We start from the raw sequence: 19,375 nt of genomic DNA on the forward strand, positions 1-19,375 counted from the left end.
GAGGCGGATCGGTCGTCCGCTGGAGTCTGTGATCGCGTTCAGTTTGGTATTCATGCCGCCCTTGGTCAGCCCGATCAGGCGTCCTCGCCCCCCTTTTTTAACCGTAGGCTGGAGGCCGTACGATGTGCTTTGAGGTATGTGGCATCAATGGAGATGGTCTTATCGTCCGGGGCCTCTTCGGCCAGTCCCATCATGATCCGCGCGAACACGCCCATATCACTCCCGTTGACCGGCAACACATGCGTAGCATGTGTGAGAGGGGGCGCTTCCAGCGATTATATAACGTCTTCGGCGGCCCATACTCGACAGGCGCGTCACACCACCGTAACCCATTGCGATTGATGAAGATAATGCCACTCAGAACACGACGGTCATCCACGCGAGCGCGACCTCGGCTCTTTGGAAAGTACGGCCGAAGCCGCTGCATTTGCGCCTCAGTCAGCCAATAAAGATTGCTCATCCTATCCCCCATAGTTGGAGATCGTGAATCACCACAAAGCGATGAGCTCAATCAGTTAATGGGTCCTGACCCTAGCGCGAAAAACAGGTGATCACCCAAAAACGATCAATCGCGCAGTTGTTCTGTCCGGTCTTGCCTTCGGGGACGCCTAGAAGGCATCGGCGAGTATTGTTTTTGACGCCGAAGCTTCGGAAAAGCTTATGGATCGGATCCGCACAGCGATCACAGTGAGTGGTCTCGAGAGCTATTTGAATTGCAACCGCGTCCAGGCGCAGCAGCTAACGCGACAAGGTATCCTGCCGAGCCTTCTTCCTCGCAGCGAGAAGGGCTTGGGCGCGTTGTCCAGTATTGCCCGTGAGGACGCAGATGAGTTTCTTGCTAAATTGATGGGAGCGGCCGAAGCCGTACCTGTGGCCAGCGAAGGAATGCTTGATATCATCGCCGCGGCAGAACTGTCGCGCTGGCCGGCTATGGATATCGTGCGCGGTATCCTTTCCGGGCTCTTCGCAAAGGTTGAAATTGTTGATGCTGATTTGAAGTTCAAAGGAGTCCTGGTTCATCCACTGGAAGTTCGTCAGGTCCTTCAAAGAAATCAGGTTTCTGGCTACGTCGGCATTGAAGATGCCGTAACAATGATCGGTATGCCGCAGCAAGGCCTGAACAACTTGGTCCGCATGTGCAAACCGGATGGGTCACCTTATCTCGTAGAGCTGAGTGTTAAGAACGCGAAGGGAAAGCCGGTGCGATTGTTTTCGATGAACGAAATCCATGCGTTCCGCGAAGAGCATATTTCCTTGAAGGATATCGCGGAGGCGGAAACCTTTTCACCGAAGGTCATGAAGATGAAGCTCGATGGTCGGGGTCTGTTGCCGGTCGGCCCAAAGTACGAGCTGGGGCGATTATGGTATCGCCGGGAGGATCTGGTGAGTAACTGACGATCTAACATTCTCTGACGTTTGCAAAAGCCGCCTTCGGGCGGCTTTTTTTGTGCCTTGAGAAAATAAATTGTGGAAATCTTATATTACACCCAGTGGAAGCTTAGCCTGTATGAACAAAAACCCGATATAAAGAAATCAATGACTTACAAATTCTAGTGGGCCTAAATTGCTTGATTTTTCATCTCGTTGTCGCGAGGGCCTCCTTATTTGCTTTCCAGAAAATGTGTGGCGGCAATGATTGTCGCACATAGACCGTCAAAGAAACCGCCAGTGGTGACGTCGATCAAACTGGTGGGCGTTTCAGCGTCTGGCTCATCAGATCTTAATGTGACCAACGGCGTTGGTGTTTTCAGCAATTCTCGATGGCTCGCACCTTTGCCGTGTTTCAGCACATTGGCCGCAAGATAATATTGATGCACCTGATCTGCGAGTTTTGTCTCTCCTGCCTCGCGCAAACGCGCGGTCAGTTTGCGCGAAAATGGACCGCGCTTGAAATGGTGCTGCATGCGTGCTTCGAAGAGTGAAAAAGCGTCAATTGTTGCTGTTTCAAGTGCTTTTGTTGCACTTTGCAATGCATCCACCTCCTCCGCACTTCTGCTATTGGCGTCGTTTGTTGCCAATATTTGATCGATGCGGGTCTGGTGTGTTTTGGCCTGCTCTTGCGCGGCGTTGATCAGATCAAGAAGGCTTTCGGAAGCGGCCATTGTGAATTCTCCATTGGGGTGCTTCCCCCATAAGTGAGTTGACGAAAATTGATAGAGCAGTTCTGGTTTTACTGCCCGCTTAAAGAGGTTTGCATTGTAGATTTACCTGATGGGTCGAATTTGCAAATGTAGAGGACCTAACCCGGATAGGAGCGAACCGATTATGCAAGCAGTCTCAACAGGCGTTATTGGACGGGTGCAATCACCACGCGTTATTCGGATCGGCGGTGGTGTTGCGGATGAGGTTGCCGAAGTGCTGGTTCAGCTGGGCCTAAGCAAGCCGCTGATTGTGACGGATGCACAGCTTGTTAGGCTTGGCCACGTCGCTCGGATCACCGATGTTTTAGATAGCGCGCACTTGCCTTGGCAGATCTTTGACGGCGTTGTCGAAGACCCCACGGACACCTGTGTCGATGCTGGACTGACAGCGCTGAGAGGCGATGATTTCGATTGCATCATCGGTTTTGGTGGTGGCTCGCCGATGGATACCGCCAAGGCCATAAGTTTCATGAGCGTCAACGATGGCCATGTGCGCGATTACAAAGCGCCGCGTCAGATAGATCGTTGCGGGCCGCCTGTGATCTTGATCCCGACGACTGGTGGGACAGGGTCTGAATTAACCCGGTGGTGTGTAATCACTGATACGGAACTGACTGAAAAATATAACCTTTCTGGTCTTGGCTGCGTAGCAACGGCCGCTCTGATTGATTGGACGTTTACCACAACAAAGCCTTGGCGCATCACGGCGGATACGGCAGTGGATAGCCTAACTCACGCGATTGAAGCCTATGTGAGCCGACGCGCGTTTGCTTATACGGATGCGTTTGCGCTGTCTGCGATGCCGCTTATTGCAACCCATGTACGCAGTGCGTGTCATGACCCTGAAAACGCGGTTGCGCGCGAAGCCTTGATGCTCGCGGCGTCACAAGCGGGGATGGCGTTTTCGAACGCGTCGGTTGCGCTGGTGCATGGGATGAGCCGCCCGATTGGTGCGCATTTTCATGTGGCGCACGGGCTTTCAAACGCGATGCTTTTGCCGGCTGTGACTGCATTTTCGATCGGGTCAGCGCCAGATAGATATGCGACTTGCGCGCGGGTGATGAGCTGGGCGTTTGGGAGTGATAGCGACGCTATAGCGTGCTCTAAACTGGTCGAAGAATTGACCCGCTTAAATGATGATTTGAAAGTGCCGCGCCCAAGCGATTTGGGATATGCAGGTGATGACAAGATGTTTGGTGTGATGGCAGAGCAAGCACTCGCATCAGGCTCGCCGCAGAATAATCCACGCGTGCCAAATGCGGATGAGATTGTAGCGTTGTACCAGCAGATTTGGTAGCAAAGGGCGCGCATTTCTACGCGCCCTTTAATTTATTTATTCAGCTGCGATAAGGCCCATGCTCTCAAGCTTGAGAAGCACTTGGTGTGCACAGTTATCGACATCAACGTTCTCTGTCTCAACGCTGAGCTCTGGATTCGTTGGAACGTCGTAAGGATCTGAAATCCCTGTGAATTCCTTGATCTTGCCTTCGCGCGCGAGCTTGTAGAGACCTTTGCGGTCACGCTTTTCGCACTCTTCAATGGACGTCGCGACATGGATTTCAACGAAGGCACCAAACGCCTCCACATCTTCACGAACTGCACGGCGCGTCGTTGCATATGGGGCGATGGGCGCACAGATCGCGATACCACCGTTTTTGGTGATCTCGGAGGCTACATAGCCGATGCGACGAATGTTCAAATCGCGGTGCTCCTTGGAAAAACCCAGCTCGGAAGACAGGTTCTTACGAACAATGTCACCATCCAAAAGCGTCACGGGGCGACCACCCATTTCCATCAGTTTCACCATCAAAGCATTCGCAATTGTGGATTTTCCAGAGCCAGAGAAACCTGTGAAGAACACTGTGAAACCTTGCTTGGAACGCGGTGGTTTGGTGCGGCGCAATTCTTTGACGACCTCTGGGAAAGAGAACCACTCAGGGATCTCAAGGCCTTCTGCCAAGCGGCGGCGCAGTTCTGTGCCAGAGATGTTGAGAATCGTGACGTCGTCTTTGTCTTTGATCTCGTCAATTGCTTCATATTGTGCGCGTTCAGCGACCCAAACCATGTGCTTGAAGTCGACCATTTCGCAGCCAATTTCGGATTGGTTGGCACGATAGAGGTCTTGTGCGTCGTAAGGACCGTAGAAATCTTCGCCCTTGGAGTTGTTGCCGGGGCCAGCGTGATCGCGACCAACGATAAAGTGCGTGCAACCGTGGTTCGCACGGATCAGACCGTGCCAAACCGCTTCGCGTGGGCCAGCCATACGCATTGCAAGGTTCAACAGTGACATGGTTGTCGTGGATTGTGGGTATTTGTCCAGAACCGCCTCATAGCAGCGCACGCGTGTGAAGTGATCCACGTCGCCCGGCTTAGTAAGGCCTACAACAGGGTGAATAAGCAGGTTCGCTTGCGCTTCTTTCGCCGCGCGGAACGTCAGTTCCTGATGCGCGCGGTGCAGCGGGTTGCGGGTTTGGAATGCAACCACTTTGCGCCAACCCATCTTGCGGAAATACGCGCGCAGCTCGTTCGGCGTGTCGCGGCGACCACGGAAGTCGTAGTGCATTGGCTGCTGGATACCGGTGACAGGACCACCGAGGTAGATTTTGCCAGCTTGGTTGTGCAGGTAGTTTACTGCGGGATGGGCGTCGTCATCTGCGCCAAATACCTTGTCAGCTTCATTCGCTTTGTTCGGTTCCCAGCGATCTGTAACCGTCATCGTCGCGAGGATAACACCCTCTTGATCGCGAAGCGCGATATCTTGGCCAAGCTCGATGGAGCCTGCGAAATCTTCGGTCACGTCCAAAGTGATCGGCATGGGCCAAAGGGAGCCGTCTGCAAGACGCATGTTTTCCACAACACCGTTGTAATCTTCTTCGCCCAAGAAACCTTTGAGCGGGTTAAAACCACCGTTCATCAAAAGCTCTAGATCGCAAATCTGGCGAGGGGACAGATCGTGGGATGTGAGGTCTGCTGCCTCCATCTTCATTTTCTGAGCGGAATCGTAAGAGACATATAGCTCTGGGATAGGGGCAAGGTTGTTTTGCATTAGCTTGGTCCTGTGTTTGAAAGGGGTGAGTCCGCTCGTCGTGCCAGTCAGTTCAGCATGAAGCGCGTCATATTCTGCGAATTTGCGGGTTAAGAAGTGATCCGTTAGGCGAAGCTTTTCAGCCGCGCCGCGTAATGTGAGGGTGTAGGCAACGCGTTGACGTTTGTCAGTGCTGTTGCGCTCGCTCAAACGAACGAAACCTGCATCAGTCGCGCCACGCAAAAGCGTGTTGAGACGGCCCAGCGAGATATTCAAAGCCGTTGCCATCGCGCGCTGCGAGCCATCCGGCATCAGATCGAGCTGACGCAGGAGCCGGAAGAGTTGGTCTTCTTCCTGAGGCAGAGTTTTGATGTCCGCGTGGTGCATTAGGGCTCCGTTAAAGTTTGTTCATTTATGAACAAACTTCATATCGTGCATGTGCATCCCTAAATCAAGTGGCCTTTTTGTGGCAAAGCAGGGCGTGTCGCAGATGCAACGCAAAACGCCCCGCTGATAAGGCGGGGCGCTTTTAATCTGTTTTGGATCAGTATGTTAGATGTTTTCAGCCAACCATCGCTCTGCCTCAAGTGCAGCCATACAACCCATTCCGGCAGAGGTCACAGCTTGGCGATATTTGTGATCCGTCAGATCGCCCGCAGCGAAAACACCGGGAATCGAAGTGGCGGTGCTGTCAGGTTGGGTTACTACATAGCCGCCCATATGCGTTTCCAAAACGTCGCTCACCAACTCATTCGCAGGTGCGTGGCCAATCGCGATGAACACGCCTTTGCACGGTAGATCGGTGATTTCGCCAGTTTTCGTGTGTTTGACCTTCACGCCTTCAACACCGAGTGGGGCATCCGTGCCGTAGACTTCCTCGATTTCGTGGAACCACAGGGTTTCGATCTTGGGATTCTTCATCAGGCGATCTTCGAGAATTTTCTCGGACCGGAGTTCATCGCGGCGATGCACCAGCGTCACTTTGGAGGCGAAGTTGGTTAAAAACAGCGCTTCTTCAACCGCCGTGTTGCCGCCGCCAACGACAACAATTTCCATGCCGCGATAGAAGAAACCATCGCAAGTGGCGCAAGCCGATACACCGAATCCTTTGAATTTTTCCTCAGATGGTAAGCCGAGCCATTTCGCACGCGCACCTGTCGCGAGGATTACTGCGTCGCATGTATAAAGAGTGCCGCTGTCGCTTTTGGCTTTGAACGGCCGCTCGGAAAGATCGAGATCAGAGATAATGTCTCCGATGATTTCCGTGCCCATCGCTTTGGCGTGGTCTTGCATGCGAACCATCAAGTCGGGGCCTTGGACTTCTGTGTCGCCGGGCCAGTTTTCCACTTCTGTTGTTGTGGTCAGCTGACCGCCGGGTTCGATTCCCTGAACCAAAATCGGGTTCAACATGGCGCGGCTTGCGTAAACGCCAGCGGTATAGCCAGCAGGGCCGGAGCCGATAATCAGAACTTTTGAGTGACGTGTCTCGGCCATGTGTGCGCTGCCTTTTGCTAAATTTCGATGCTCTCTATAGCGGGGAATCAAAGTCTCTAAAAGGACCAAGCGGCTGGATCACCTGATTGGGATGTTTGCGCTAAAGAGGAGCCGATTGGATAATTTTCTTGCGCACTTGCGAAACATTATTGCGTGTACCATGTGCTTTGTATTACATCGGCAAAGTACACTCATCGGAGGGACACGCATGGCTGGTACGCGACTCGATCCTATTGATCGCAAAATTCTTGCTGAATTGCAGGCGGATGGTCGGATGACCAATGTTGAGCTTGCCAAGCGCGTCGGAATCTCTGCGCCGCCTTGTTTGCGCCGCGTGCGTACGCTTGAAGAGGCGGGCTATATCAAAGGCTATCACGCGGATGTTGATGCGCGCGAACTTGGCTTTGAAGTGCAGGTTTTTGCGATGGTTGGACTACAAAGTCAGGCTGAAGCGGATCTGAGCGCCTTTGAAGAGCAGTGTCGTAATTGGCCGCTGGTGCGTGAGTGCCATATGCTCAATGGCGAAGTGGATTTTGTCCTGAAATGCGTCGCGCCTGATTTGAGCTCATTCCAGAGCTTTCTCACGTCCGAACTTTTGACTACGGATAATGTGGGCAGTGTGAAAACCTCGCTCGTCATTCGCGGTGCAAAGGACGAGCCAGGTGTGCCGTTTGATGTGCTTGAAGAGCGTTTAAGCCAGTCTGACTGACTTAATAGCGCGTTAGACTTTCGAGCGTGTCCTTGGACATGCGCGGATAGGCAAGCGCGCCGAAATCCTCAAAGCGCTCGATGTCCGGAAACAGCGACAAAAAGAGCGAACGCATGTTTTCGCCGAGTTGATCCTCTGCGCCTTTTCCAGGGTGATATGTCTCGACTTCTCTACCATTTGCATAGATCGCGGTGTGGTTTTTGGTGCGTAGGTGGAACAATCGCACTGGGCTTGGCGGTGAAACGAGGAAGGCGGAATAGCCGTCCTCAAGATCCCGCACAGGCGTTAAAACACAGCGCACCCCTATCTTTTCTTCAAGCGAAGGCGGGCTTTGCAACAAGCGGGCATTCTGGCCCAAGAGGACATCACCAAGGGAGCTCGTCTTGGAATAGCCGTCAGATACGAGCCGGATCAGCCCTTTGAGGGAAGATGTAGGAAGCGCTTGTGCAGGAACAAAACTGGTAGAGCCGATCCAAACTAAAGGCTCTGGATCGCCGTTTAGCGTGTCAATCAAATCGCCGGGTAGCAGGTCTGCGACAGCGACAGGACCCATAGGGGTCGAGATGAGAGTGCCGCGCGCAAAGGCGGAGCAGGTCGCTTCAAAAAGGTCAGTGGCAGGCGCGAGGTGGTGAGAGGTGCGCGCCGCGCCACAGGGAAGGAGGGAAGCAATCTCGAATTTGCGCATGAGAGGCTGGGTGCGCTGAGACTGCTCCTTGGAAGGAGCAAACCGATCAGTCGTGACCGGGAGGGAATATGTATTTTCGGCCCGCAATGCAGGTGAAAGTTGGTTCGCCATGAGTATACCTATCGAGGTATGTCACAACCGCGTCGGCCCCCACCGACAACGACGACCGGACAAGTCGTTAAATCTGAATTATGAATGTCATGCCCATCAGGCCTGTGTCAAAATTTAGGTTAATTTTCTCATTACTGTTCACCAATCTTGCTTGTTTAGACGGGACTGTTTCGCCAGAAAAAGGCAAAGCCGCCACATTTGTGCCCAGAAGTGGGCATGTTTTGCTCAGATTGCGCCGAATCGGGGCGCTTCTGAATAGCTTTTGACGTCTCGGATCCGATGGATCAGGCCGACTTTAGCTCTTTGTTCTCAGCATTGCGCTTGGCAATAAAAGCAGCGCGCCGTGCACCGCGTTCGAAAGGGAGCGCCGGTGCGTCGGATTTCGCAGTGTTCACAACAGATGCAATGAAGCGTGCTTTGGGTTTCATGGTTAATCCTGCCTACTTGTCGTTTTTGTTTACGTCTTGGTAACTGTGATGCCGCTTGATTGGGGCGGCAAAGTGGCAGGCGTTTGGTCTATTTGGGTTAATACCGCGAAAACAGTGTGATTGTTCACAAACGGATAACAGAGATCAGTCGTCCATAGTCGGCCTCTTTGCGATGGGTTGTGCGGCGGTAAGAATAAAAGCGCGCTTCATCAGCGTAGGTGCAATGACCGATCCATTCCGCACTACCGACACCCGCTTGGCGCAGCATATGCAGACCAAAGCTGGGGAGGTCGAATTGCATGCGGTCCTCTTGCCCATTTGCGAAGAAGCGGATGAAATCTGGGTCGGTTGCGATGAAGTCTTCAAAGAACTCAGGGCCGACCTCATAGGCTTTCTGTGAAATACAGGGGCCGATCGCCGCTGAAATGTTCTCACGTTTAGCGCCGAGCGCTTCCATTTCCGCGACCGTATTCGACAGAACGCCGCTCAACGCGCCTTTCCACCCGGCGTGCGCGGCACCGATGACGCCAGCATCAGGGTCGGCGAACAGCACTGGCTGGCAATCAGCGGTTAGAATGCCGAGAGCGATACCTTTTTGGTTTGTGACCATCGCATCTGCTTTGGGACGAGCAATCGTTGGCTCTGTGATTGTGACCACATCTGCGCTGTGGTGTTGGTGAACACCGACAAGCGCTTCAGGCCCTGTGCTCATGTGCTCTGCGACACGCGCGCGGTTTGTGACGACTGTCTGCGCGACATCATTCGAGCCTACGCCACAGTTCAGGCCCTCATAAATGCCGGTTGACGCGCCACCTTTGCGGGTGAAAAAGCCATGCGCCACGCCGTGGAGCGCATCGGCCTTAAGGGTCTCTATCGTCATATCTCATATCCCGCTGGTGGATTTGCGCCGTTTGGAAAGAGCGCGAATGTTTTGAATATCGTTCCCATTTCTTCGGGATGGGTCAAGCGTCTGTGTGCTGCGATATGATGTTCTAGCGCTGCTCCGCTGAGATTTTTTGCCAGCGCCTGCGCGCGATTGGTAATGCCGAGCCGTTCAAGAAAGATGCCTTGCGGAGTGATACGCGAATGGGTGCAGGGAAGATCTGCGACAAGCGCTTCGAAGTCTACATGCGCCGTCAGATCGCTTTGTCCGGGTTTGTGCAGCGCGTCCACTTTCTTATGAGCGTGGAGCGCTTGCAACGTATCGCCAAGCGAACGCCAATCGCCGTAGTCAAAAATTAGCGCGGTGCCGCCGTTTGTGTCGATCCGCTGAGCGATGCTTTGCATGATAGCTGGGGCTTGCGGGCAGAATTCGACGAGGTCGCCGTCTTTCGTATCTTCAAAGCGATGCTTGAGGGCGCTCAAAGGGGCCGGCGCGCTCAAGCCGAAGGCGAGGTCATTGTTCTCAACACCGACCTGACGTTCGCGCCATGCATCGCCATCGCGGACCATTTGGCGGATTGGGAGCGCGTCGAAAAATTCGTTGGCAACCAGATAGAGTGGCATGTCATTAGCGAGCTGATCTGTATGATCGTGCCAAATGGGCGTGGTTCCTCGCAGCGTGTCCGCTTGTTGGGTGCGCAGGCGTTGAGACGCTTCAACGAGGTGAACTTCGCATGCCTTGGCGAAATCGGGAACTGCCTTCACGGTTCTTAAGATGTCAGCCATAAGGGTTCCGCGACCGGGTCCAAGCTCGGCCAAGGCAATGCGCGCGGGCTTGCCTTGATCCATCCACGTTTGCGCAAGGGTCAAACCAATGAGTTCGCCAAACATCTGGCTCACTTCAGGCGCAGTGATGAAATCGCCAGCCGCGCCAAAGGGTTCGCGCGTGCTGTAGTAGCCATGCTTGGGGTGGAACAGGCAGATGGCCATATACTCCGATATGCTCATCGGTCCCTGCGCGTTGATCTGCGCTTTCAGGATCGGTTCGAGCGGGGTCATGCTTTGCGGGCGCGTAGGATGAACCATATGCCGATCAGGATCATTGGGATCGAGAGGAGTTGGCCCATCGTAAAGCCATAGCCAGCTGTTTGAAGTGCTAGGCCAAGCGGATTGCCCTCTGTAATAAATTGCGCGTCAGGTTGGCGCACGAATTCAACTGCAAAGCGTGCAAGGCCGTAGCCTGCAATGAAGATGCCCATGATCGTGCCCGGCAGTTTAAGCGCGCCGCGTCGCCACACGAGCCATAAGATTACTGTGCCAAGTATCAACCCTTCAAGGAGTGCTTCATAAAGTTGCGACGGATGGCGCGCGCAAATGTCGATGAGAGGGCCGCATTCCTGTGCAGCGCGATTGGGAAAGATGACCCCCCAAGGCAGGTCGGTGGGCCGTCCCCAAAGTTCAGAGTTGATGAAGTTGGACAAGCGTCCAAGGAACAGTGCAGGCGCAACCGCAAGCGCCATCATATCGCCTGTGTGCAGCTTGGACACGCCTGCGCGCGCACAGAAATACAGGCCCGCGGCGATGACACCTAAGAAGCCACCATGGAACGACATGCCGCCTTGCCAAATCATAAAGCTCTCAAGCGGATGGGCGAGGTAATAGGCAGGTTGGTAGAACACCACATAGCCAAGGCGACCGCCGACAATGACGCCCAAGATCACGGATGTGAGCAAATCCTCAACCTGTGCAGGCGTCATGGGGGATTCGTTGTTTGGCCAAAGGCGCGCAGCTTTCACCGCCATCAATGCGAGCCGCCAACCGATCAAAATACCAACGATATAGGCCAACGCATACCAGCGCAGCGCGAAATCAAAGCCGAACAGATCTATCGAAAAGATCTCTGGCGAGATGGGTGGAAACTGGATCGCTGCCTGCATTGTGCTCTGCCCTGATGTCATGTGCGCCGAGTTGACGCCTTGTGGCCTGTTGCTTTCAAGCCCATATATCACTCAAATGGAGCGACGGAGGCAAATATGCAAACTCGAAACAAAGTTCTGGACGATATTTCGCAACTGATGACCAACGCGATGGGTGTTGCACAGGGTGCAAAGACCGAAGCAGAGACAGCGATGAGCTCTTTGGTGGATCGCTGGCTGGCGGATCGTGACTTTGTCACGCGCGAAGAATTTGATGCGGTGCGTGCAATGGCGCAAAAAGCACGCGAAGAAAATGAGGCGCTGAAAACGCGCCTTGATGCTTTGGAAGCCAAGTAAACCCGCATTTCCTTAAGAATTTATGAAGACCTGCTGCATCTTGTGGCAGGTCTTTTTTTGTCCACAACTTATTGCGGTTATCCCCAAGTTATAGCTTTACAGGTCTATGCAACACCCCCACGATATGTGGTAAGAACTACGCAAGAGCCCACTAGATGGGCGGGTATAAACCAGACTTAGGGGTGAACATGGCCAATCTCGAGCAATTTATCGAAGACGACATCCACCCGATTGATTTGGTTGAACATGTTGCAGAGCACCACGAGTGGGAATTTGATCGCATTCATGATGACCAAATCGCCATGACTGTCGAAGGGCAATGGCGCAATTATTCAATCACGCTGGCATGGTCCGCCTATGATGAGACTTTGCGGATGATTTGCACCTTCGAGATGGAGCCGCCAAAAGCCAAACTTCCCCAGCTTTATGAAATGCTGAACGCGATCAATGATCGCTGCTGGGCGGGCGCTTACACGTATTGGGAAGAGCAGCAATTGATGGTCTATCGCTACGGCTTGGTCCTTGCAGGTGGTCAGGTCGCTGGTCCCGATCAGATCGACACGATGATCAACGCGGCTGTCACAAGTGCAGAGCGTTATTATCCTGCGCTGCAATTGGTCATCTGGGGTGACCGCAGTGTTGCGAATGCGCTCGATGTCGCCATTGCAGAGGCTTACGGGCGCGCGTAACCTTTCCCTGATACGAATTCGGGGGGTCACATGAATTTAGATGTTGTCGCTAAGCGCGGTCTGGTGTTGCTTGGGTGCGGAAAAATGGGCTCTGCCATGTTGGCGGGTTGGCTTGAGGGCGGTTTGCCGAGCGGTTCCGTTTGGGTGCAAGACCCGTTTCCCTCTGATTGGCTCAAGGCGACGGATGTCCATATCAACAAAGGGTTTCCCGAAAACCCCGCAGTTGTCTTGATCGCGGTAAAGCCGCAAATGATGGGTGAAGCTTTGCCCGCACTCGCGGCCCTACCAAAGGTGGGGACAGTGTTTCTGTCAGTTGCCGCGGGTGTTTCTATAACGTCATACGAAGCAGCGCTGGGCCGCGACACAAGCATCGTGCGCGCGATGCCAAACACGCCCGCGGCCGTGGCCAAGGGGATTACGGCGATCATCGGCAACAGCAATGCCTCCAGCGCGGATCTGGATTTGGCAGAAGCATTGCTGAGCGCCGTTGGGCAGGTCGTGCGTCTCGATGATGAAACACAAATGGACGCAGTTACGGGTGTGTCCGGCTCTGGCCCCGCGTATGTTTTTTACATGATCGACGCGCTTGCGGCGGCGGGTGTTGCACAAGGATTGCCAAGTGGTCTCGCGATGCAACTGGCGAAAGCGACGGTGGCAGGTGCAGGTGCCTTGGCGGAAAATGCAGATGAAACGCCAGAGCAATTACGGATTAATGTGACCTCTCCGAATGGCACAACACAAGCGGGGCTTGAGGTTTTGATGGGCGATCCAGCCTTGATGGCTTTAATGGCCGCAACTGTAAAAGCGGCGACGGATAGATCAAAGGAATTGGGCAATGACTGAGATTACATTCGATGATTTCATGCAGGTCGATATTCGTGTGGGTCGGGTTATTCATGCAGAGCCGTATCCAGAAGCCCGTAAACCTGCGATCAAGTTACAGGTGGATTTTGGGGGTGATCTAGGTGTGAAGAAAAGTTCGGCACAGATTACCACACATTATACACCCAAAGAGCTGATTGGGCGGCAGGTGATGGCGGTGGTGAATTTCCCTCCGCGTCAAATCGGTAAGTTCATGAGCGAAGTTCTGGTGCTCGGTGTACCTGACGCAGATGGCGAGGTCGTTTTGATCGCGCCAGATCAAGATGTTCCAAAAGGTGTGAGACTGTTCTGATGAAGCTTCTAATCACCCGTCCGTTGCCCGCCCTTGTTGTCGATGCCGCGCGCAAAACTTTCGATGTCACGGTTCGCGAAGACACATCTGTTCCAACAGGTGATGAACTGCGTTCTTCTTTGCTTGATTATGATGTGGTGCTTCCGACTTTGGGCGATCTTTATAGCGCTCAAGTGTTTGCGGACGTTCCAAAACCTCGCGCAAAGATGCTTGCTAACTTCGGTGTTGGATTCAACCACATCGATGTGGAGGCTGCGAAAGCGGCGGGCATTGAAGTCACCAACACTCCTGGCGCTGTGACGGATGCCACCGCTGATATCGCGATGACCTTGATGTTGATGAGTGCGAGGCGCGCGGGTGAGGGGGAACGCTTGGTGCGTTCGGGTGCATGGCAAGGATGGCATCCGACGCAAATGCTTGGGCTGCATCTGAGCAGTAAGCATGTGGGCATCATTGGCATGGGTCGGATCGGTCAAGCGATTGCGCGGCGGTGCCATTTCGGTTTTGGCATGCGTGTGAGCTATTTCAATCGCTCTGCAAAGCAGATGGATTTTCCAGCGGAACAAGTGGCGAGTTTGACCGCACTTGCGGGCCAAGTGGATGTGCTTGTCGTTGCAGTTCCGGGCGGATCAACGATGCATTTGGTGAATGCTGATGTGCTCAAAGCGATGCAAGCTCATGCGCATCTGATCAACATCGCGCGCGGCGAAGTGGTGGAAGAATCAGCGCTTATTACAGCATTGCAAGCGGGTGAAATCGCCGGTGCGGGGCTCGATGTCTACGAGTTCGAACCCAAAGTGCCGGATGCGCTGAAAGCGATGGAAAACGTAACCCTGCTTCCGCACTTGGGCACCGCGACATTGGAAGTGCGCACAAGTATGGGGTTGATGGCGGTCGAAAACGCCGCTGCTTTTGCTCATGGCAAAGCGTTACCGAATCCGGTCTAACCTTCAGTCGCTTCGCGCCAGTGGCGGCGGCATAGAGAAACATAAACCTCATTGCCACCAATTTGGACTTGCTCGCCGCTCGTTAACGCGCGCCCTTTTTCGTCCTGACGAATGACCATCGTGGCTTTCTTGCCGCAATGACAAATCGTACGCACTTCGCGCATCTCGTCGCTGAGCGCGAGCAGAGCGGCAGAGCCGGGAAACAATTTGCCGCGAAAATCGACGCGTAAGCCGTAGCACATGATCGGCACTTTCAGATCGTCGACGGCACGGGCCAATTGCCAAACATGCTCTTCCGTCAGAAACTGGGCTTCATCGACAAAAATGCACGCACATGGGCTGTCTCTCAGGCGTTTTTCGATTTTGGCAAACAGATTGTCGGCCACATCAAAGGTATCAGCTTCTTTCCCAATTCCGATTCGGCTTGCGATTCGTCCGTCTCCGGCGCGGTTGTCGAAACGCGCAGTCAGCAGATACACCTGCATATCGTTTTCGATATAGTTGTGCGCCGCTTGTAGCAGGACGGTCGATTTGCCTGCATTCATCGTTGAATAGTGAAAATAGAGTTTAGCCATAGTCGCGTTTTGCCCAATGGGGCGCGGGCTGGCAAGTCAGGTTTGTTGTGATACGCAAAAACGAAAGGACGTGGAAAGCAGAAACCCCTGACCTTCACACGCCCAATACTCATGACACCAACTTGGACGAACCACTGCAGAAAAAGCTTTGGATCGCCCTTTCTGGCTTACACCCTAAAAATAGGGTCACTCGTTACTCACACGCTCCGAAACCATCAGAACGGTTTACAATTCTCACATTCCCGCTAAGTGATGCAGGGGAATGTAATCAAGAACTTCCCCCCCAAAAGACTTTGGGGGAAATGGGGATGCGTTATGGCCGGAGTTGGCAGCTATCTGAAAAAGCACACGGAAGCGTTGGTAAAGGACGTTGGGATCGAACCTGCGTGCGAACTTACTGGAAAATCCAAAGCGACACTTGGTCGCTATTATTCAGACAATGATGAACACGCGGACCGCTTTATGCCGGTTGATGCAGTGGCAGCGTTGGAAGAGGCGGCGTCCTATCCGCACGTAACTGCGGCGCTTGCTGAACTAAAGGGCATCACCTTGTCGTTTGACGAACGACGCCGCAACTCCGACGATAAAGGTGGCGTGAATCAAGACGTTATCGCGCTCAGCCAGCGGTTTGCGATGTTGATGGCCGAGTATAATCTATCCATCGAAGACGGTGTGATTACGATGAATGAAGCAAAGCGTTTGTTGAAAGAGACCTTGGCAATCCAGCAGGTTTTGATTGATATGAAACTGCACTTGGAAGACGAGCATACTTAAACGCTCTCTTTGATAGCTCACTTACGAAAAAGCCCCGACCAGATGATCGGGGCTTTTTCGTTTCAATATATTGTACCTTTAGACGAAGTACTGTGCGCCGTTCGCAGAGATCGTCGAGCCGTTGATAAAGCCCGAATCGTCTGAAGCGAGGAATGCTACACAGCGCGCGATCTCATCTGGTTCACCGAGGCGACCTGCTGGGATCTGGCTGATAATGCTGTCGCGGACTTTTTCAGGCACGGCCATGACCATTTCTGTCGCGATGTACCCCGGGCAAACTGCGTTGGCTGTAATGCCTGCGCGCGCGCCTTCCTGTGCGAGGGATTTCACGATGCCCAAATCGCCAGCCTTTGTTGCAGCATAGTTCACCTGTGCGAACTGACCTTTTTGACCGTTGATCGAAGAGATCACGATGACGCGGCCAAATTTGTTTTCACGCATGGAAGGCCAGATCGGGTGAACCGTGTTGAACACGCCTGTGAGGTTCGTGTCGATCACTTGGTTCCACATTTCCGGCGTCATCTTGTGGAAAGGCGCGTCCTTGGTGATGCCTGCGTTTGCAACGACAACTTCGATTGCCCCAAGATCCGTAGTAACTTGTGCGATACCTGCGGCGCTTTCTTCATAGCTTGCGACGTTCCACTTGTAGGTTTTGATGCCTGTTTCCGCCGTGAACGCTGCTGCGGCTTCATCGTTGCCTGCATATGTCGCTGCAACTTGGAAGCCGTCTGCCTGAAGCTTCTTAGAAATAGCAGCGCCGATGCCGCGTGAACCGCCTGTGACGAGTGCAACTCTTGCCATGATGTAGTCTCCGATTGTCTAATATTACGTCGGTAATATGATTACTCAACGAGAATTGATTTAGCAATAATATTTCGTGACCAATTTTAGATCACAATATGAGAGGGCGGTATCAGCGCCCTCTCGATGCGGATTTATGGACGCTCGAGGCACATAGCGACGCCCATGCCGCCACCGATGCAAAGCGTTGCCAGACCCTTTTTCGCATCGCGACGCTTCATTTCGAACAAAAGCGTGTTGAGGATACGTGCGCCAGACGCGCCGATTGGGTGACCGATCGCGATTGCGCCACCGTTGACGTTAACCACCTCCGGGTTCCAGCCCATGTCTTTGTTCACAGCACAAGCCTGCGCCGCGAAAGCTTCGTTCGCTTCAACAAGGTCAAGTTCTTCTGCGCTCCAGCCTGCTTTTTCCAGCGCTTTGCGAGACGCGTGGATCGGACCAACGCCCATGATGGATGGGTCCAGACCCGCAGTCGCGTAGGATGCGATGCGCGCGAGTGGCTCGATGCCGCGCTTTTCAGCTTCATCCGCTGTCATCAAGAGTGCGCCAGCCGCGCCATCGTTCAGACCAGAAGCGTTGGCCGCTGTGACGGAGCCGTCTTTGGTAAACGCAGGGCGCATTTTTGCCATGGCTTCGAGGTTTGCGCCGTGACGGATGTATTCGTCTTGATCAACGATGATGTCGCCCTTTCGCGTCTTAACCACGAATGGGACGATTTCGTCTGCGAAGCGGCCCGCTTTTTGTGCTGCTTCCGCTTTGTTTTGCGAGGCAACAGCAAATTGGTCCTGCATATCGCGGCTGATCTGCCACTTTTCAGCAACATTTTCAGCAGTTTGACCCATGTGGTAGCCGTTGAAGGCGTCCCAAAGGCCATCGCGGATCATGGAATCGATGTACTTCATGTCACCCATTTTGTGTCCTGCGCGCAAATGTGCGACGTGGGGGCTAAGGGACATGTTTTCCTGACCGCCAGCGGCGACGATGTTCGCATCGCCAAGCTGAATGTGCTGTGCTGCAAGCGCCACGGCGCGAAGGCCAGAGCCACAAACTTGGTTAATGGACCAAGCGGAAGATTCGATTGGAAGACCCGCATTCACATGTGCTTGACGCGCAGGGTTTTGGCCCTGACCTGCTGTCAAAACTTGACCAAGGATCGTCTCGGAAACGTCAGCGGCGTCTATACCGGCGCGTTCAACAAGGCCCTTCAACATCGTTGCACCCAAATCATGTGCAGGCGTATTTGCGAATGAACCCGTGAAGCTGCCAACGGCAGTCCGAGCGGCGGATGCGATTACGATATTTGTCATGTGATCCTCTGTCATTGTGTGGCGAAAAACTCTGTTCACCAAGGTGCAACTGCCATTTTGATTGGGCATCTGCATCTTGCGAGTCCATCTTTCCGCCGCGTCAATAGCCTGTCAGAGGGCGTTGTGTAAACGGACAGGGTGTCTCATCCAGAAGGATAGGAGCTGGGTTGAGCGTTTTGCATAGCTCTGTTTCAGGCGCTTGCGCGCTGTTGTGTGACGCTATCTTCCCATGGTGGTCGCACTGTCGGCGCGCCAAAATAATAGCCTTGCAAGCAATCAATCCCGTTCTCTGTTAGAAAGGCTGCGTCTTCACCATTCTCGACGAATTCAGCGACAGTGAACATGTCAAAATGCTGGGCGATGGACGCCAAGGCCTGCACCAACACCTGATTATCGGGGTTCTTTGCGATACCGCGAATGAATTGGCCATCAATCTTGATCATATCAAATTAGAAATCACGCAAGTAGCGAAAGGAAGTGTATCCTGCGCCGAAATCGTCGAGAGCAAAGCAGACACCGCGTTCTTGCAGATCTGCCATGAAAGCAATGACAAGTTCGGGCACAAGCATCGCGGACGTTTCCGTGATCTCCATGATCAAACGTTCGCCGATTGTTGGATCATTGCGCAGGTTGCGATCAAGCACGCGCTTCCAACGCCCATAGCCGATAGAGCGCGCAGACATATTGATCGACAGACGCAGGTTCGGGTTCTTGCGCAGCGCGCGCAGCCCCTGTTCAAGAGCGAGGCAATCGATAATGCGCCCCATTTCTGTTTCCTCAATAACATTGATGAACTCACGCGCTGGAATAATGCGACCAGTTTCATCCAAAACACGAATGAGCCCTTCATAAAAAGCAACGCCGCCTGTGGCCGCCATGATAGGCTGATATGCCAGCATCACTTGTTTATGCTCTAAAGCAGAGCGCACCATTTCAAGTGTGGAGCGGTCGCGCTGGCTTACGGCCGCGGAAAGCGGATCGTCATTGCCATGTGGATTTAGCCGGCCACGTTTGCGGTTTTGCGTCATTTCAGTCCCCTTGAAAATCAAGTGAGTGATAGGCGCGAAATCTCTAATATACACAGAGTCCTCGAGCACCCGACTTTTGACGGGTTGACGTCTGACCGTAGAACGATTCAGCTAACCGCATGATCCGTCCCAACTTTCTTTCTCCCACGGAGCGCCTTGAGCTTGAGTCCTGTGTTCGCAGTCAACGCGAAGATCATGGCATCGCACGGCGGGCGAATGCGATCCTGCTTCTGGACGATGGCGAGAGTTGCTCGCAAATAGCGAAGTTCTTGTATCTTGATGATGACACCATCCGGGGGTGGCACAAGAGCTACCGGGACGGTGGTTGG

21 protein-coding genes and 2 pseudogenes are annotated in these 19,375 nt (G+C 53.5%); 10 read left to right on the forward strand and 13 right to left on the reverse strand.

All coding sequences use genetic code 11. The features are described from left to right. Positions 1-460, reverse strand: a pseudogene (locus PFRI_RS17655) (transposase); the annotation flags it as partial. A 200-nt stretch (positions 461-660) separates the two neighbouring features. Here PFRI_RS17655 and PFRI_RS17660 point away from each other — a divergent pair. Next, on the forward strand, positions 661-1,395 hold the full coding sequence (locus PFRI_RS17660; RefSeq protein ID WP_072632025.1) for a hypothetical protein: 735 nt from the start codon (positions 661-663) through the stop codon (positions 1,393-1,395). A 206-nt stretch (positions 1,396-1,601) separates the two neighbouring features. On the opposite strand, the gene PFRI_RS17665 is transcribed toward PFRI_RS17660, so the two are convergent. Beyond that, positions 1,602-2,102, reverse strand: a complete 501-nt coding sequence (locus PFRI_RS17665; RefSeq protein ID WP_072632026.1) for a hypothetical protein — start codon at positions 2,100-2,102, stop codon at positions 1,602-1,604. 163 nt (positions 2,103-2,265) lie between these two features. Between PFRI_RS17665 and PFRI_RS17670 the strand changes: the two genes are divergently transcribed. Then, positions 2,266-3,438, forward strand: coding sequence for an iron-containing alcohol dehydrogenase (locus PFRI_RS17670; RefSeq protein WP_072632027.1), 1,173 nt, complete (start codon positions 2,266-2,268; stop codon positions 3,436-3,438). 36 nt (positions 3,439-3,474) lie between these two features. Here the strand turns inward: PFRI_RS17670 and PFRI_RS17675 are convergent, their stop codons facing one another. After that, positions 3,475-5,553, reverse strand: coding sequence for a bifunctional sulfate adenylyltransferase/adenylylsulfate kinase (locus PFRI_RS17675; protein WP_072632028.1), 2,079 nt, complete (start codon positions 5,551-5,553; stop codon positions 3,475-3,477). 165 nt (positions 5,554-5,718) lie between these two features. Beyond that, positions 5,719-6,660 (reverse strand): thioredoxin-disulfide reductase, encoded by a 942-nt coding sequence (gene trxB, locus PFRI_RS17680; protein WP_072632029.1) that lies wholly within the window; start codon positions 6,658-6,660, stop codon positions 5,719-5,721. A gap of 208 nt (positions 6,661-6,868) precedes the next feature. Here trxB and PFRI_RS17685 point away from each other — a divergent pair, with 208 nt between their 5' ends. Further along, positions 6,869-7,369, forward strand: coding sequence for an Lrp/AsnC family transcriptional regulator (locus tag PFRI_RS17685; RefSeq protein WP_072632030.1), 501 nt, complete (start codon positions 6,869-6,871; stop codon positions 7,367-7,369). A gap of 1 nt (position 7,370) precedes the next feature. Here PFRI_RS17685 and PFRI_RS17690 read toward each other — a convergent pair whose 3' ends face one another. From PFRI_RS17690 to lgt, 5 genes are all read right to left on the reverse strand, one after another. Next, positions 7,371-8,165, reverse strand: a complete 795-nt coding sequence (locus PFRI_RS17690; RefSeq protein WP_084649752.1) for a Hint domain-containing protein — start codon at positions 8,163-8,165, stop codon at positions 7,371-7,373. Between the two features lie 284 nt (positions 8,166-8,449). Further along, the gene (locus PFRI_RS21420; protein WP_170124881.1) at positions 8,450-8,593 is read right to left on the reverse strand and encodes a hypothetical protein; all 144 of its coding nucleotides are present in this window, start codon (positions 8,591-8,593) and stop codon (positions 8,450-8,452) included. A gap of 124 nt (positions 8,594-8,717) precedes the next feature. Beyond that, complete coding sequence (gene pgeF, locus PFRI_RS17695) at positions 8,718-9,473, reverse strand: peptidoglycan editing factor PgeF (RefSeq protein WP_072632032.1); 756 nt, start codon at positions 9,471-9,473, stop codon at positions 8,718-8,720. Further along, positions 9,470-10,534 (reverse strand): class I SAM-dependent methyltransferase, encoded by a 1,065-nt coding sequence (locus PFRI_RS17700; RefSeq protein ID WP_072632033.1) that lies wholly within the window; start codon positions 10,532-10,534, stop codon positions 9,470-9,472. Before PFRI_RS17700 ends, pgeF begins: the two co-directional genes overlap by 4 nt. Further along, positions 10,531-11,412, reverse strand: coding sequence for a prolipoprotein diacylglyceryl transferase (gene lgt, locus PFRI_RS17705; RefSeq protein ID WP_072632034.1), 882 nt, complete (start codon positions 11,410-11,412; stop codon positions 10,531-10,533). Before lgt ends, PFRI_RS17700 begins: the two co-directional genes overlap by 4 nt. Positions 11,413-11,508: 96 nt before the next feature. Between lgt and PFRI_RS17710 the strand changes: the two genes are divergently transcribed. The 5 genes from PFRI_RS17710 to PFRI_RS17730 all read left to right on the forward strand — a co-directional run bounded on the left by PFRI_RS17710 (position 11,509) and on the right by PFRI_RS17730 (position 14,558). Beyond that, positions 11,509-11,748 (forward strand): accessory factor UbiK family protein, encoded by a 240-nt coding sequence (locus tag PFRI_RS17710; protein ID WP_072632035.1) that lies wholly within the window; start codon positions 11,509-11,511, stop codon positions 11,746-11,748. 188 nt (positions 11,749-11,936) lie between these two features. After that, the gene (locus PFRI_RS17715) at positions 11,937-12,437 is read left to right on the forward strand and encodes a type III secretion system chaperone family protein (RefSeq protein WP_072632042.1); all 501 of its coding nucleotides are present in this window, start codon (positions 11,937-11,939) and stop codon (positions 12,435-12,437) included. A 30-nt stretch (positions 12,438-12,467) separates the two neighbouring features. After that, positions 12,468-13,280 carry a pyrroline-5-carboxylate reductase gene (gene proC, locus PFRI_RS17720; protein ID WP_072632036.1) on the forward strand — a complete coding sequence of 271 codons (813 nt, stop codon included), beginning with the start codon at positions 12,468-12,470 and terminating at the stop codon, positions 13,278-13,280. Then, positions 13,273-13,611, forward strand: coding sequence for a tRNA-binding protein (locus PFRI_RS17725; protein ID WP_072632037.1), 339 nt, complete (start codon positions 13,273-13,275; stop codon positions 13,609-13,611). Before proC ends, PFRI_RS17725 begins: the two co-directional genes overlap by 8 nt. Beyond that, positions 13,611-14,558 carry a 2-hydroxyacid dehydrogenase gene (locus tag PFRI_RS17730; RefSeq protein ID WP_072632038.1) on the forward strand — a complete coding sequence of 316 codons (948 nt, stop codon included), beginning with the start codon at positions 13,611-13,613 and terminating at the stop codon, positions 14,556-14,558. Before PFRI_RS17725 ends, PFRI_RS17730 begins: the two co-directional genes overlap by 1 nt. Here the strand turns inward: PFRI_RS17730 and PFRI_RS17735 are convergent. Further along, positions 14,555-15,133 carry a thymidine kinase gene (locus tag PFRI_RS17735; RefSeq protein WP_072632039.1) on the reverse strand — a complete coding sequence of 193 codons (579 nt, stop codon included), beginning with the start codon at positions 15,131-15,133 and terminating at the stop codon, positions 14,555-14,557. The two genes, PFRI_RS17730 and PFRI_RS17735, sit on opposite strands and share 4 nt — an antisense overlap. Positions 15,134-15,448: 315 nt before the next feature. On the opposite strand from PFRI_RS17735, the gene PFRI_RS17740 reads away from it, so the two are divergent. After that, a complete protein-coding gene (locus PFRI_RS17740; protein ID WP_072632040.1) occupies positions 15,449-15,907 on the forward strand; it encodes a hypothetical protein in 459 nt (152 codons plus the stop codon). Positions 15,908-15,985: 78 nt separating this feature from the next. On the opposite strand, the gene phbB is transcribed toward PFRI_RS17740, so the two are convergent. The 3 genes and pseudogenes from phbB to PFRI_RS17755 all read right to left on the reverse strand — a co-directional run bounded on the left by phbB (position 15,986) and on the right by PFRI_RS17755 (position 19,046). Further along, positions 15,986-16,708, reverse strand: coding sequence for an acetoacetyl-CoA reductase (gene phbB, locus PFRI_RS17745; RefSeq protein WP_072632041.1), 723 nt, complete (start codon positions 16,706-16,708; stop codon positions 15,986-15,988). Positions 16,709-16,842: 134 nt separating this feature from the next. After that, positions 16,843-18,018: an acetyl-CoA C-acetyltransferase gene (locus PFRI_RS17750; protein WP_072632043.1), complete on the reverse strand. Its 1,176-nt coding sequence runs from the start codon at positions 18,016-18,018 to the stop codon at positions 16,843-16,845. A 191-nt stretch (positions 18,019-18,209) separates the two neighbouring features. After that, a pseudogene (locus PFRI_RS17755) lies at positions 18,210-19,046 on the reverse strand (EAL domain-containing protein). 119 nt (positions 19,047-19,165) lie between these two features. On the opposite strand from PFRI_RS17755, the gene PFRI_RS17760 reads away from it, so the two are divergent. Next, positions 19,166-19,375 (forward strand): helix-turn-helix domain-containing protein (locus PFRI_RS17760; protein ID WP_139292141.1); only part of this gene is annotated, 210 nt, incomplete at its 3' end.

Source organism: Planktotalea frisia (assembly GCF_001890925.1).
GTDB lineage: Bacteria > Pseudomonadota > Alphaproteobacteria > Rhodobacterales > Rhodobacteraceae > Planktotalea > Planktotalea frisia.

Bases quoted from the DNA above. Each gene is read 5' to 3' on its own strand.
- proC (WP_072632036.1), top strand. From the start codon at position 12,468: ATGAATTTAGATGTTGTCGCTAAGCGCGGTCTGGTGTTGCTTGGGTGC.
- PFRI_RS17740 (WP_072632040.1), top strand. From the start codon at position 15,449: ATGGCCGGAGTTGGCAGCTATCTGAAAAAGCACACGGAAGCGTTGGTA.
- PFRI_RS17660 (WP_072632025.1), top strand. From the start codon at position 661: ATGGATCGGATCCGCACAGCGATCACAGTGAGTGGTCTCGAGAGCTAT.
- PFRI_RS17665 (WP_072632026.1), bottom strand. From the start codon at position 2,102: ATGGCCGCTTCCGAAAGCCTTCTTGATCTGATCAACGCCGCGCAAGAG.
- PFRI_RS17735 (WP_072632039.1), bottom strand. From the start codon at position 15,133: ATGGCTAAACTCTATTTTCACTATTCAACGATGAATGCAGGCAAATCG.
- PFRI_RS17730 (WP_072632038.1), top strand. From the start codon at position 13,611: ATGAAGCTTCTAATCACCCGTCCGTTGCCCGCCCTTGTTGTCGATGCC.
- PFRI_RS17715 (WP_072632042.1), top strand. From the start codon at position 11,937: ATGGCCAATCTCGAGCAATTTATCGAAGACGACATCCACCCGATTGAT.
- PFRI_RS17700 (WP_072632033.1), bottom strand. From the start codon at position 10,534: ATGACCCCGCTCGAACCGATCCTGAAAGCGCAGATCAACGCGCAGGGA.
- lgt (WP_072632034.1), bottom strand. From the start codon at position 11,412: ATGCAGGCAGCGATCCAGTTTCCACCCATCTCGCCAGAGATCTTTTCG.
- trxB (WP_072632029.1), bottom strand. From the start codon at position 6,660: ATGGCCGAGACACGTCACTCAAAAGTTCTGATTATCGGCTCCGGCCCT.
- PFRI_RS17710 (WP_072632035.1), top strand. From the start codon at position 11,509: ATGCAAACTCGAAACAAAGTTCTGGACGATATTTCGCAACTGATGACC.
- PFRI_RS17690 (WP_084649752.1), bottom strand. From the start codon at position 8,165: ATGGCGAACCAACTTTCACCTGCATTGCGGGCCGAAAATACATATTCC.
- PFRI_RS17725 (WP_072632037.1), top strand. From the start codon at position 13,273: ATGACTGAGATTACATTCGATGATTTCATGCAGGTCGATATTCGTGTG.
- PFRI_RS17750 (WP_072632043.1), bottom strand. From the start codon at position 18,018: ATGACAAATATCGTAATCGCATCCGCCGCTCGGACTGCCGTTGGCAGC.
- pgeF (WP_072632032.1), bottom strand. From the start codon at position 9,473: ATGACGATAGAGACCCTTAAGGCCGATGCGCTCCACGGCGTGGCGCAT.
- PFRI_RS17675 (WP_072632028.1), bottom strand. From the start codon at position 5,553: ATGCACCACGCGGACATCAAAACTCTGCCTCAGGAAGAAGACCAACTC.
- phbB (WP_072632041.1), bottom strand. From the start codon at position 16,708: ATGGCAAGAGTTGCACTCGTCACAGGCGGTTCACGCGGCATCGGCGCT.
- PFRI_RS21420 (WP_170124881.1), bottom strand. From the start codon at position 8,593: ATGAAACCCAAAGCACGCTTCATTGCATCTGTTGTGAACACTGCGAAA.
- PFRI_RS17670 (WP_072632027.1), top strand. From the start codon at position 2,266: ATGCAAGCAGTCTCAACAGGCGTTATTGGACGGGTGCAATCACCACGC.
- PFRI_RS17685 (WP_072632030.1), top strand. From the start codon at position 6,869: ATGGCTGGTACGCGACTCGATCCTATTGATCGCAAAATTCTTGCTGAA.